Source organism: Pseudomonas sp. B20 (genome assembly GCF_020515755.1).
GTDB lineage: Bacteria > Pseudomonadota > Gammaproteobacteria > Pseudomonadales > Pseudomonadaceae > Aquipseudomonas > Aquipseudomonas syringae.
Map to the genome: position 1 here is coordinate 41,317 of NZ_JAHPJG010000008.1, position 12,363 is coordinate 53,679.

At 60.1% G+C, this 12,363-nt stretch carries 12 protein-coding genes; 1 reads left to right on the plus strand and 11 read right to left on the minus strand.

From position 1 onward, the window contains the following. The first annotated feature begins 24 nt into the window (after positions 1 to 24). A complete protein-coding gene (locus LIX91_RS10765) occupies positions 25 to 1,566 on the plus strand; it encodes a HAMP domain-containing protein (RefSeq protein WP_003414460.1) in 1,542 nt (513 codons plus the stop codon). A 372-nt stretch (positions 1,567 to 1,938) separates the two neighbouring features. On the opposite strand, the gene LIX91_RS10770 is transcribed toward LIX91_RS10765, so the two are convergent. From LIX91_RS10770 to LIX91_RS10820, 11 genes are all read right to left on the minus strand, one after another. Further along, positions 1,939 to 2,634 (minus strand): membrane integrity-associated transporter subunit PqiC, encoded by a 696-nt coding sequence (locus tag LIX91_RS10770; RefSeq protein ID WP_226488466.1) that lies wholly within the window; start codon positions 2,632 to 2,634, stop codon positions 1,939 to 1,941. A 183-nt stretch (positions 2,635 to 2,817) separates the two neighbouring features. Then, entirely contained in the window at positions 2,818 to 5,073 is a 2,256-nt protein-coding gene (gene parC, locus LIX91_RS10775) for a DNA topoisomerase IV subunit A (RefSeq protein ID WP_003317178.1), read from the minus strand. Positions 5,074 to 5,083: 10 nt separating this feature from the next. After that, positions 5,084 to 5,563, minus strand: a complete 480-nt coding sequence (locus LIX91_RS10780) for a TIGR02281 family clan AA aspartic protease (protein WP_153222477.1) — start codon at positions 5,561 to 5,563, stop codon at positions 5,084 to 5,086. Between the two features lie 38 nt (positions 5,564 to 5,601). Continuing rightward, complete coding sequence (locus LIX91_RS10785) at positions 5,602 to 6,579, minus strand: esterase-like activity of phytase family protein (protein WP_226488467.1); 978 nt, start codon at positions 6,577 to 6,579, stop codon at positions 5,602 to 5,604. After that, the gene (gene parE, locus LIX91_RS10790) at positions 6,576 to 8,480 is read right to left on the minus strand and encodes a DNA topoisomerase IV subunit B (protein ID WP_003414454.1); all 1,905 of its coding nucleotides are present in this window, start codon (positions 8,478 to 8,480) and stop codon (positions 6,576 to 6,578) included. The genes LIX91_RS10785 and parE overlap by 4 nt, the downstream gene beginning before the upstream one ends. Before the next feature lie 76 nt (positions 8,481 to 8,556). After that, positions 8,557 to 9,174: a YqiA/YcfP family alpha/beta fold hydrolase gene (locus LIX91_RS10795; RefSeq protein ID WP_226488468.1), complete on the minus strand. Its 618-nt coding sequence runs from the start codon at positions 9,172 to 9,174 to the stop codon at positions 8,557 to 8,559. Positions 9,175 to 9,262: 88 nt separating this feature from the next. Next, positions 9,263 to 10,069 carry a 3',5'-cyclic-AMP phosphodiesterase gene (cpdA, locus tag LIX91_RS10800; protein ID WP_103696038.1) on the minus strand — a complete coding sequence of 269 codons (807 nt, stop codon included), beginning with the start codon at positions 10,067 to 10,069 and terminating at the stop codon, positions 9,263 to 9,265. Positions 10,070 to 10,156: 87 nt separating this feature from the next. After that, positions 10,157 to 10,522 (minus strand): hypothetical protein, encoded by a 366-nt coding sequence (locus tag LIX91_RS10805; protein WP_100072877.1) that lies wholly within the window; start codon positions 10,520 to 10,522, stop codon positions 10,157 to 10,159. Next, on the minus strand, positions 10,519 to 10,926 hold the full coding sequence (locus tag LIX91_RS10810; protein WP_226488469.1) for a hypothetical protein: 408 nt from the start codon (positions 10,924 to 10,926) through the stop codon (positions 10,519 to 10,521). The genes LIX91_RS10805 and LIX91_RS10810 overlap by 4 nt, the downstream gene beginning before the upstream one ends. Positions 10,927 to 11,122: 196 nt before the next feature. Further along, on the minus strand, positions 11,123 to 11,575 hold the full coding sequence (locus tag LIX91_RS10815; protein ID WP_003414449.1) for a DUF1249 domain-containing protein: 453 nt from the start codon (positions 11,573 to 11,575) through the stop codon (positions 11,123 to 11,125). After that, positions 11,566 to 12,183 carry an NUDIX domain-containing protein gene (locus LIX91_RS10820; RefSeq protein ID WP_003342963.1) on the minus strand — a complete coding sequence of 206 codons (618 nt, stop codon included), beginning with the start codon at positions 12,181 to 12,183 and terminating at the stop codon, positions 11,566 to 11,568. The genes LIX91_RS10815 and LIX91_RS10820 overlap by 10 nt, the downstream gene beginning before the upstream one ends. Positions 12,184 to 12,363 lie beyond the last annotated feature (180 nt).

Consider the following 12,363-nt stretch of genomic DNA (forward strand, 5'->3'; position numbering starts at 1 on the left):
ACTTCACCGAAAGAGCCGTGCTCTGTGAACCGGCCCACGCCCGTTAAAACCGATAATTTCTTCCTGCTCATCTTTCGTGCCCTGCGTCATCGCCGTGTACCGATCGCTTTGCGCATTGCCAGCCATAACGTGATCCTGGTCGCTTTGGCGCTGGTGATCTACGCCGGTGTCATGGGCCTGCAGTTCAAGCAGGCCATGCATGAACAGGCTGATGCGCTGGGGCAGGCCCTGACTACCCAGACCGCCACCTCGGCTACCGAGCTGTTGGTGTCCAACGACATCCTCAGTCTCAACGTGCTGCTGGGCAATCTGGTCAAGAATCCGCTGGTCGCGCATGCCGCTATCTACAGTGTGGATAACCGCATCCTCGCGGAGGCCGGTCAGCGCCCGAAAAACGGGCTGCTGGGGGAAGCTCAGGGTCTGTATGAAATCAAGATCACGTTCCAGGACGTGATGGCGGGCCATCTGCGCATCAGCCTCGACATGTCGCAGTTCCAGCAGCCGCTGACCATCAGTCTGCAGAGCATGGGCATTCTGGCCGGTATCCTGCTGGCCCTGGCGCTGGCCCTGAGCCTGCGCCTTGGCCGCCACATCTCCACGCCACTGATGCAGATGCGTATCTGGCTACGGAATATTGACCCGTACACACCGGCCACCGATCGCCAGGATGAAGTCGGCGATCTGGCGCGGCAGTTGCGCACCTCGTTCGCGCCGCCGGTGCCGGAGCCAGAACCGTTGCCCGAGCCTGAGTATGACGGCGAGGAAGACGACAGCGAAGATCCTTATCTGGAGCCGGAAGAGAAGCCCGCACCAAAGGTTTCGGCACGCAGTAGCGAAGCAAAACCGCGCTTGCCGGCGCCACCGGTGCAGCGCCGCATCGTTGCCGAAGAAGATGAAGACGACGATGAGGATCCATTCGCCGATCTGCGCGACCACTCGGACAACTCGCCAGCCGTTCGCCCGACTGCGGCCTCGGTAGCGCCGATCGAACCGCATAACAGCGCAGTGCTGGCCGTGCAGCTGGGTGCGCAGGATCAATTGCGCCGCCTGCCGCGCGCACGCCTGACCGAATTGCTGCAACGCTACCGCGACTGCCTCGATCAGGCCGCCTCGCTGTATGAAAGCGAGCTGCACACCCTGAATGACGGCAGCACGCTGATGCTGTTCCACAGCCACGAAAGCGGTGATGACTACCTGACCAACGCGATCTGCTGCGGCGAGCTGTTGCGCGCACTCAGTCATGCCTTGCAGATCGAGGTGGCCGACAGCGGCATCACCTTGCAACTGCAACTGGGCCTGACGCTGGGCGAGGGCTTGAGTGGGCTGAGTCAGATCGATCTGTTGCTGACCGAAACCGCGCAGGATGCACTGGCGCTGTCCCAGCACAGCCGCAACCTGCTATTGGTCGAGCGCCGCATCAACGACGACCCGTTGATCCGCCAACGCGCCCGTATCCGCCCGATCGCCAGCCCGGAAGGTGCCTGCTGCGTAGAACGCCTGATGGAGCCCTACCCGTCGATGCTCGAACGCCAGCTGGCGCGCATGCACGAATCCAACAAGGCCTGATCTTCTCCTCCGCTCACTCTTCTCTCGTGCCCATGCTCTGCATGGGCACGCCGCTCTGGGCGCTCGGCGTCCTATCCTGACTGACCTGGTCCGACGCAAATTAGTTGACGCAGAGCGTCACGAACTGCATTCCCACGCGGAGTGGCGTGAGGAACGATAGGTGTCCGCAAGATCAATATCGCGCCCATGCCCCACGCACCGGTAGGTCACGCAGTTCACCATCGTGCCCATGCTCCAGCGTGGGCATGCCGTTCTGGACGCTCTGCGTCCTATCCTGACGGTGCGGCGCGTCAGGAACGCCGAGGTGTGGGAACCAGAGATGAGCGCCCAACAAAAAGCCCGCATCGCTGCGGGCTTTTTGTTGGGCCGATCCTAGAAGCGGAACACTTCCAGATCGGTGCGTATAGGGGACGCCAGGGGAATTCTTGGCTTGTCAGGCTCTTTGGCCTTGGCGACAGGCGTTTTTTTCGGCTCGTCGAGCGCCTGCCAGGAAATCGGCTTGATCGCCGTGCTGACCTGATCAGCCAGCCGCTGCAACAGCATGCCTTGGGCTTTGACCTGATCGGCAGAGCTGCCGGCATGGACTTGTTCCAGGTGAACCAGTCGGCTGTCACGGACGTGGCCCTTACGGTCCACAAGTCGCCATTGTGCGTCCAGTACTGCGGGCTGTTTGGCACCGGAGTCCAGGCGAGTGATGGACAGCACGACCTGAACATCGGGCGTGAAGCTGGCCGTTGCGGGCGCCATGACGACGCGCTGGCTGTCCAGCTTCCAGGCCAGCTGACGCAATAGCAGCTGGTCGATATCCGAAGACAGGTTACCTGCCCAGCGCCCATCGGACGAAGCGGTCAAGGTACCGTCAGGCTGGCGTTGCAGCAGGGTTTCGCGTTGCAGATAGTCGGCCACCGAAACAGGACCCAGCAATACTGCCAGACCACTACTCTGTTTCGGCTGACCAGGCTCACCACTATCGAGCTGATAAAGCGCGGTCGGCTGGTGCACACTGCAACCAGCCAGACCCAGAACGCCAGTCATCAGCAGGATCAAGGGAAGGCGTAGAAAATTCATCATCCCATCCAGGTGGCCGTCCAGAGACAGGCCACAGTATTAGTACTTTCAAGACCCATGCAGGCACTGAGCCACGCATGCACCCCAAGACCCCATATCATCCGTGAATATGCACCATGACTCCAGCGATTATGCATCGTACTTCATGGCAAAACGAAGAACCTTGGTGCCAGATCAATGTTTTCAGCTATTTTCCACCAATAATGCATCGACCCTCTGGAAGCCCCTTGGCAGTTTATTGCCACGTCTGCCTCGCTCACCCTTGTAATGTTCGAGGTCTTCAGGTTTCAGCGACAGCGTTCTTTTGCCCGCCTGAAGTACCAGCGTAGCGCCTTGTCCGATCACCGCAAGATCAGTCACATACTCTTCACGGCTGGCTACCCGCTCACCCGGAATACCGATGATCTTGTTGCCCTTGCCTTTGCCCAACTGCGGCAAATCGCTGATCTTGAACACCAGCAGACGGCCTTCGGTGGTCACCGCCGCCAGCCAGTTCTGCTCGCGATCAGGCACTGGGCGAGGCAGGATGACTTTCGCCCCGGCCGGCAGGCTCAGCAGCGCCTTGCCCGCCTTGTTCTTGGCTTGCAGGTCTTCGCCTTTGACGACAAAACCATAACCGGCATCCGACGCGATCACGTACAGCGCATCATCTTCCGGCAGCAATACGCACTCGAAGGTCGCACCCGGTGGCGGTTGCAGCTTGCCCGTCAGCGGCTCGCCCTGTCCTCGCGCTGATGGCAGGGTGTGGGCCGCAACCGAATAGCTGCGCCCGGTCGAGTCGATGAACACGGCGAACTGATTGGAGCGGCCGATGGACGAGGTCTTGAAACCGTCCCCGGCTTTATAGGAAAGCCCGGTAGCGTCGATGTCGTGGCCCTTGGCACAGCGTACCCAGCCTTTTTCCGACAGGACGACAGTCACCGGCTCGGTGGGCATCAATTCGTTTTCAGACAGCGCCTTGGCTTCGGCACGGGCAACGATAGGCGAACGACGGTCGTCGCCATAGGTTTCCGCGTCGGCAATCAGCTCGGCACGCACCAGCTTGCGCAGCTTGGACTCGCTGCCCAGCAACGCCTGAAGCTTGGCCTGCTCTTTGCGCAAGGCATCCTGCTCGCTGCGCAGCTTCATCTCTTCCAGACGCGCCAACTGGCGCAGACGGGTGTCGAGGATGTAATCGGCCTGAATTTCCGACAGATCGAAACGCGCAATCAGCTCCGCCTTCGGATGCTCGGCGGTACGGATGATGTGGATCACTTCATCGAGGTTCAGGTAAGCCGTGAGCAAACCGTCCAACAGGTGCAGACGATGCTCGACCTTGTCCAGGCGGAATTGCAGGCGGCGACGCACCGTACCGATACGGAACGTCAGCCATTCGCCCAGCAGCGTCTTGAGGTTCTTGAGCTGCGGCTTGCCATCCAGACCGATGATGTTGATGTTCACCCGGTAACTGGATTCCAGCTCGGTGGTCGCGAACAGATGCTGCATCAGCTCGTCCAGCTCAACCCGGTTGGAGCGCGGGATGATCACGATACGGCATGGGTTCTCGTGGTCCGACTCGTCGCGCAGGTCGGCAACCATCGGCAGTTTCTTGGCCTGCATCTGCGCGGCGATCTGTTCCAGCACCTTGGCACCGGATACCTGATGCGGCAGTGAGGTGACGATAATGTCGCCATCTTCGATGCGATAAACCGCACGCATGCGCACCGAGCCACGTCCGGTCTCGTAGATTTTCAGCAGGTCGGCACGCGGCGTGATGATTTCCGCTTCGGTCGGATAGTCCGGCCCCAGAATGTGCTCGCACAGCTCGGCAACCGTGGCCTTGGGGTCGTCCAGCAGACGAACGCAGGCACTGGCGACTTCGCGCAGGTTATGCGGCGGCACATCGGTCGCCATACCGACGGCGATACCGGTGGTGCCATTGAGCAGGATGTTCGGCAAACGTGCCGGCAACACCGCAGGTTCGTCCAGGGTGCCGTCAAAGTTCGGCACCCAGTCAGCGGTGCCCTGACCCAGCTCGCTGAGCAGGACTTCCGAGTAACGCGACAGACGCGCCTCCGTGTAGCGCATGGCCGCAAAGGATTTGGGATCATCCGGCGCACCCCAGTTGCCCTGCCCGTCCACCAGCGTGTAGCGGTAGCTGAACGGCTGAGCCATCAGCACCATCGCTTCGTAACAGGCCGAGTCGCCGTGCGGGTGGAACTTGCCGAGCACGTCGCCGACGGTACGCGCCGACTTCTTGTGCTTGGCGTCGGCACCCAGGCCCAGCTCGCTCATCGCGTAGATGATGCGTCGCTGAACAGGCTTCAGGCCGTCACCGATATGCGGCAAGGCACGGTCCATGATCACGTACATGGAGTAGTTGAGGTAGGCCTGTTCGGTGAAGTCCGCCAATGATCGGCGTTCTACACCATCCAGGCTGAGGTCAAGGGAGTCGCTCATGCGGGCCTCATTATTTCGTTGACTGGCGCAGCAGCAAATTGCCGCCACGCTGTGTGAATTCGAGTTGTTTCATTGCGCTCATACCCAGCAGCACCTGTTCACCGTCCAGACCGGGCGCCACCAGGGCACGCACATTGGTCAGGACGATATCGCCCAGTTGCAAGCGGTCAAGCGTGGTCCGAAAACCCTGACTGTTGCCGTTGGCCGTGCTGACTGTGACGGGGAAGCCACGCTTGAGCCCCAGACGGTCAGCCATATCACCGGGTACGGCCACATCGGTCGCCCCGGTGTCGATCATGAACTCCACTGTCCGGCCGTTGATCTGGCCGGTGGTGACGAAGTGCCCCTGACGATTGCCTGCCAGTTGCACCTCTATATAGCCGTCACCGTGTTGCGAGGTGACCACGGCGTTGGGGTTCTGCTGCCGGTCTTCCCAATCGCCGAAAAAGCGCGTCGCGAGAAACAGACCGGCCGCCCAGGCCACGATCATCAGCACCTTGCCAGCGCGTTTGCCAGGCTGCACCTCGCTCACTGCCCGGCACCCCAGCCCGCCTCAGGTGCAGCGAAACGCCAGACGATCGGGCGTTTCTCACCGTCGGCACGCACACCGAAGTTATTGTCGATGCCGATCCATACGCCCTTCTCGTCCACCACCAGTGCCTCGGTCAGGCCGTAGGGTTGATCGTAACGACGCGACGGCACCATGGCTTCCTTGGCAAACGACCAGCAACGCTCGACCTGCCCGGTTTCGAGATCACGCCGACAGATGCGATACACCGCACGTTCCAGCGTGAACAGCTTGCCGTTGTACAACGACACATCAGAAAAATCCGTCGACACCTTTTTGCTGCCCTGCTCCGGCGGCAACGCGTCCAGACCGGACTCGGACAGCAGCACGCAGCTTTGCCCGCAGGTCCACTGCTCCTTGTCGCGTTGCACCACCAGCAAGCCGCGCTTCTCGCGTTCGGCCGCCAGCCAGAGACGGTCGCCCGCAGGACTCACGGCAATCCCTTCGAAAATCGCGTTGAAGCGCTGCAACATGCCCTGAGCGCGCGCCTGATCCACCAGCGCTTGCGGCAAATCCAGCCAGAACGGTTTACCGCTGACCGGAACCTTGAGCACTGCGCCGTAAGCCTCGCTGACCAGATAGCGATTGCCGGCGGCGTCACAGCTGACACCCTCGAAATCCAGACTACCGCCACGTATCAGCGCGGAAAGACCCGCCATGAAACGCAGCTTAAGCGGCAGATAGCTTTGTGGTGCCGGTGCGTCAATGTGATGTGACTGAGCCTTCCAGGTGTCTTGCGACACATCCAGGCTGTACAGCACATCGTCGTCACGGTCGGACACGGTCCACAACTGGCCGTTGCACATTGCCAGACCTGACAGATTGCCACCGGCCATGTCATCTACCGGGTGCTCGGATTGCAGCTTCAGGGCCTCGAGTGGCGCAGCGACAACCGGCGCGGCAATCAGGATCAGGGCGGCGAGCCAGGCTCGTATCAAGTCAGGACCTCGGCAAGGTTGCCCTTCGACTCGAGCCAGGACTTGCGATCACCTGCACGTTTCTTCGCCAGCAGCATGTCCATCATTTCCGAGGTGGCGGCGAAATCATCCAGCGTGAGCTGCACCAGGCGCCGGGTGTTCGGGTCCATGGTGGTTTCGCGCAACTGCGGCGGGTTCATCTCACCCAGCCCCTTGAATCGGGTGACCTGCGGCTTGCCACGTTTCTTTTCAGCGACCAGACGGTCAAGGATCCCGTCACGCTCGGCTTCGTCCAGCGCGTAGTAGATTTCCTTGCCCAGGTCGATCCGGTACAGCGGCGGCATGGCGACATACACATGCCCGGCGTCGACCAGCGGGCGGAAGTGCTGCACGAACAAGGCACACAGCAGCGTCGCAATGTGCAGACCGTCCGAGTCGGCGTCGGCCAGGATGCAGATTTTGCCGTAACGCAACTGGCTGATATCGGCTGCGCCCGGGTCAACCCCGATGGCCACGGCAATGTTATGGACTTCCTGACTGGCGAGCACTTCGCCGCCGTCCACTTCCCAGGTGTTGAGGATTTTGCCGCGCAGCGGCAGGATCGCCTGGAATTCCTTGTCGCGAGCCTGCTTGGCGGAACCGCCGGCAGAATCACCCTCGACCAGAAACAGTTCAGAGCGCGCCGGGTCCTGTCCGGCACAGTCAGCCAGCTTGCCCGGCAACGCCGGCCCTTGGGTGATGCGCTTGCGCTCGACCTTTTTGCTCGCCTTGAGGCGCCGACCGGCGTTGTTGATCGCCAGATCGGCCAGCTGCAGGCCCAGCTCGGAGTGCGTGTTGAGCCACAGGCTGAACGCATCCTTGACCACACCCGAGACGAAGGCCGCCGCTTCACGGGACGACAGACGTTCTTTGGTCTGCCCGGAGAACTGCGGCTCCTGCATTTTCATCGACAGGACGAAGGCAATGCGTTCCCAGACGTCTTCCGGGGCCAGCTTCACACCACGCGGCAACAGGTTGCGGAACTCGCAGAACTCGCGCATGGCATCCAGCAAGCCCTGGCGCAAACCGTTCACGTGGGTGCCGCCCTGCGCCGTCGGGATCAGGTTGACGTAGCTTTCCTGAACGCTGTCGCCCCCTTCGGGCAGCCAGAGCAACGCCCAGTCGACCGCTTCCTTGTTACCGGTGAAGCTGCCGCAGAACGGCTCGTCCGGCAGGCGCAGGAAGTCGGTGACCGAGTCCTGCAGGTAGGAGCGCAGGCCGTCTTCGTAATGCCACTCGACTTTCTCGCCGCTGGATTTGTCTTCGAAGCTGACCAGCAGGCCCGGGCACAGAACCGCCTTGGCCTTGAGCACATGCTTGAGACGGCTGACGGAAAACTTCGGCGTATCGAAATACTTCGGATCGGGGGCGAAATAGACGCTGGTCCCGGTGTTGCGCTTGCCAACGGTGCCGACGACCGCCAGTTCGGTGGCCTTGTAGCCGTCAGCGAAGGTCATTTCATATTCGTTGCCATCACGCTTGACCCGCACCCGAACCTGGGTGGACAGCGCGTTGACCACGGAAATGCCCACGCCGTGCAGGCCGCCGGAGAACTGGTAGTTCTTGTTGGAAAACTTGCCGCCTGCGTGAAGCTTGGTGAGGATCAGCTCGACGCCGGACACGCCTTCTTCCGGGTGGATGTCCACCGGCATACCGCGTCCATCGTCGGAGACTTCGAGCGAATTGTCGGCATGAAGGATGACCTGTACCGAACGCGCGTGACCGGCCAGGGCTTCGTCGACGCTGTTGTCGATGACTTCCTGAGCCAGGTGGTTGGGCCGCGAGGTGTCGGTGTACATGCCCGGACGTTTGCGAACCGGATCGAGGCCCGAGAGGACTTCGATGGCGTCTGCGTTATAAGAGCTAGCGCTGGGAGTGGCCATGGGTTCTCGTTATCAATCTTTCATGGAATTTCGGGGGTTCAATCTTCTTGCATTCATGTGACCGGGCATCGATCACCTACAGCGCCGACAGATCGATCGTCTGCAACAGATCAGGGGCAAACCCGGCAAACGTCAGCAGTGCCGGCATGCGCTCGGCAAAACCCTGAAAGCTGTGGTCGCCGCCCGCCTGAATGCGCAAGGCACAGGCCCGGTAAAACTTCTCGGCGCGACGATAATCGAGCGTCTCGTCACCGGTCTGCAGCCACACCTGGAACTGCTGCGAGTCCTGCGGCGCGGGTACTTCCAGCTCGGCCAGCGCCCGGATATGGTCTTCGGTCAACTGCCACTGCTCGCCGGTGTACAGGTTCTGTTGCACGCCGAGAAACCCGTCAAACAGCTGATGCGGATTGACTGCCGGGTTGATCAGCACCGCCTTGAGGCCGTGCCGTTGCGCCAAATGAGTCGCATAGTAGCCGCCGAGGGAGCTGCCGACCAGTAATGGCCGTCCCAGCGCCGTGATAGCCGCTTCAAGCTGGAGCATGGCCTGACGCGGATGGTGATGCAGTTCAGGGACTTGCAGACGATCAGCCAGACCCAGGGATTTCATCAGCGCGCTGAGCTGACAGGCCTTTCTCGACAGGTTCGAGCTGTTCAAGCCATGGATGTATAGCAGTGAAGGTGTGTCGCTCGTCACGCTGTTGCTCCCGGGTGCCAGGCAAAGCCGTGTAGTTTACAGGGACTTACGCTACAGCACCTCACCGGAAACGTATCCGCCTGCCCGATCAATAGCCGGTGCCGCCGTAATCGACCTCGAATTCCAGGCCGACCACTCGGGAAACAGCCGTTTCCAGCCGTCCATCGTCATGCAGTCGCAGCCAGCGATAGCCCGGCGCCGAGGTGTCCACCTTGAAATCCACACTGCCCGGGGCGAACTGAATGCAGGTCGACGGCGACGCCAGCAGGCGCACGCCGTTACGCATCTGGTCGAACTCTTGATGCACATGCCCCCACAGTATGGCGCGAACCTGCGGAAAACGATCGAGCACAGCAAACAACGCATCGGCATTGCGCAAGCCGATCGGCGCCATCCACTCACAACCAATCGCCACCGGGTGATGGTGCAGGCAGACCAGGTGATGCCGGTCAGGCGCTTCGCTCAGCGACTGCTCCAGCAACTGCAATTGCGCAGCCGCGAGAAAACCCGGCACCGAACCGGGCACCGCCGAATCCAGCAGCGTCACCCGCCACTGGCCGATATCCACCACGGGGTCGAGCAGCCCATTAGGCTGCGCAACCTGCTCCATCTGCGGCAGTTCGTCGTGATTACCGGCGAACCAGCGCGCTGGCGCATCGATCCGCCCGCTGATCCGACGAAACGCTTGGTAAGACTCGACACTGCCGTCCTGCGAGATATCGCCGCTGGCGACCACAAGATCGACGTGCGGCTGCTCGGCCAGCACCTGATCAACGACTTTTTCCAGACTGTCCCGCGTGCTCATGCCCAACAACGCCTCGTCCGCCTCGGCGAACAAGTGGCTATCGGATATCTGCACCAGCAAAACTGACGATGAAAGGGCTGCGCTCGGCAAGACCGTCTCCCAGAGAGGATTCAGCGCGATTATGTGATGTGGCAGCGGGCGGGTAAACCGGGAATGTGCGTGCGGACGAGCATTTGGTCACATTTGCTGATTCGCTCGGTGCTTGAGCACAATTGAAGCAATAAGTCCGGCCGACACCATGCCTGCCAGTCCCGCACCCAAGAGATAGCTCAACACGCGCTCATAAGGCATTCCGGGCCAGAGATATCCCGCCAGCAAAAGCTCCAGGGCAACACCAAGAATCATTCCTGCCAATCCAGCCAGATGAACGATCCACGGTATGAGCCTCAAAGACAGAATACCGATGACCGCTCCGATAATGGCCATATACAGGGAGTGCTCCCCACGCAGAGCGCTGCCTGTCAGGGTTATCAGTCCGACATATAGGAGAAGGCCGAAGATGAGTCCAGTGAAACCACCAATCAAAGCCCGATAGATGATCATCGCCATCTCACTGGACAATTGGTAATCATGGATTCCCGAGAGCCGCCAGCACTGAAAATCTCTTCGACATAAGAAACACAATTATTGGGGATGCCAAACCAGTGCCACGGCTTGGCGCTAAGCTCCTCAAGTTTGCGCTGCGCCGCATCGGGCTCGGTCAGAAGTATTCTTCGACGGAACAGCTCTGTTTTCGAGGATTCATTGAGATAACGCCTGTAATCAGTTTCACTCATGAAGTACGGCCGTTCGGCCAACCCGGCAATATGAAAACAAAACTCTCCCGCTTTCAACAAGGCATGCCCACAGATATTCGGGCCGTCACCGCTTACTACTACAAGCCATGTGTCGTACCAGTTGAAAGGCACAGCCCGACAATGATTCAGATGGCTCCCTAAATAGCTCATTCGTTATGCCTGTAAATGAAAGTCATGGCGAATGTAAGCCATGGAATTTCAAATTCAAGGACACGCTGCTCGCTTTGAATATATTCAGACACGACCTACATGCCTGAGGCATAAACACTGACGGCCAAAGTCATTCACAACTGAATAAATAGGTCATGAGGCCGGTCGAGATAAAAAATTCAGAATTGCGAATAGATCAGCGCACCGCCTCAAACTCATGCCCACACGCCAGGCAGTGACTCAGCCATTCGCCCAGAAACAGGTTGAGCTGGGCCTTTTCGTCTGGTTGGTGCATGTCGGCGTTGGGGTAGGGATAGATGCCCCGGAAGCGCCGTGCATGTTCGGCGCCGATGACTTCGGCCATGCGTGCGTCGTGGTAGACCTGTACTTCGAGCTTGGGCACCGGCAGCCAGGGCAGGCTGTGTTCCTGGCAGACCTGCAAGGTGGTGGTGTACGGGCAGTCGAGCAGCACTTCGACTGCCAGCACGCCGAGCATCTGATCACCCTGGGTAACGGCGACGCGGCGTGAGCGCTGTTCGTTGCGCATGTCGGGCAGCAGGCGCATCAGGCGCGCGTAGTTGGCCTCGCACGCGGCCTGCAGTCCGGCAAGGTCGACACGGTAGCGTTCGCGCAATACAGTCACGACCATAAACCCCTTATCTCTGCACGATTCAGCGCCAGCCATTGCAAGGCGATGATCGTCGATGCGTTCTTGATTATTCCGTCTTTCATCGCCTGCATGGCGTCATCGAATGACCAGACCGTGACCCGGATGTCTTCGCCTTCGGATTCCAGCCCGTGCAAGCCGCCCGCGCCTTCGCTCGTGCAGCGCCCCAGAAACAGGTGAACATATTCGTCGCTGCCACCCGGCGAAGGGAAGTATTTGGTGATCGGCCACAATGCTTCGAACTTCAGTCCAGCTTCCTCTTCCGCCTCGCGATGAGCAACTTCTTCCGGCTGCTCGTCCTTGTCGATCAGACCTGCGACCAGTTCGACCAGCCAGGGGTTGTTGGTCTTTTTCATGGCGCCTACACGAAACTGCTCGATGAGCACGACTTCGTCACGTTTGGCGTCATAGGGCAGCACGCAGACGGCGTCGTGGCGAACGAACAGTTCGCGGCTGATTTCCTTGCTCATCCCGCCCGCGAACAATTCGTGGCGCACATGCAGCTTGTCCAGCTTATAGAAGCCCTTGAAGCAGTTTTCACGCTTTATGGTTTCAAAAGCGCTTGGTGCAGATCGTGTGGTCTGGGTCATGGGTTTCTCGCTTGCCGCCGTGTTTGACATCGGGCCATCCTAACGCGCATCGGCAGTCAGATGCAGCCCCCTTGAAGATGCAGGGTAGACGGCCGGGACTTAAAACAATTCTAATCTGCCATGATCGAACCGAAGACGTTGTTTACAGTCCAACCAGCCTGCATACGTACAACGCAACCG

Coding starts and splice junctions, on each gene's coding strand:
- LIX91_RS10815 (WP_003414449.1), bottom strand. CDS start 11,575: ATGGTCGTGACTGTATTGCGCGAACGCTACCGTGTCGACCTTGCCGGA.
- LIX91_RS10770 (WP_226488466.1), bottom strand. CDS start 2,634: ATGAATTTTCTACGCCTTCCCTTGATCCTGCTGATGACTGGCGTTCTG.
- LIX91_RS10805 (WP_100072877.1), bottom strand. CDS start 10,522: ATGATCATCTATCGGGCTTTGATTGGTGGTTTCACTGGACTCATCTTC.
- LIX91_RS10780 (WP_153222477.1), bottom strand. CDS start 5,563: ATGATCGTGGCCTGGGCGGCCGGTCTGTTTCTCGCGACGCGCTTTTTC.
- LIX91_RS10810 (WP_226488469.1), bottom strand. CDS start 10,926: ATGAGCTATTTAGGGAGCCATCTGAATCATTGTCGGGCTGTGCCTTTC.
- parE (WP_003414454.1), bottom strand. CDS start 8,480: ATGGCCACTCCCAGCGCTAGCTCTTATAACGCAGACGCCATCGAAGTC.
- LIX91_RS10820 (WP_003342963.1), bottom strand. CDS start 12,183: ATGACCCAGACCACACGATCTGCACCAAGCGCTTTTGAAACCATAAAG.
- parC (WP_003317178.1), bottom strand. CDS start 5,073: ATGAGCGACTCCCTTGACCTCAGCCTGGATGGTGTAGAACGCCGATCA.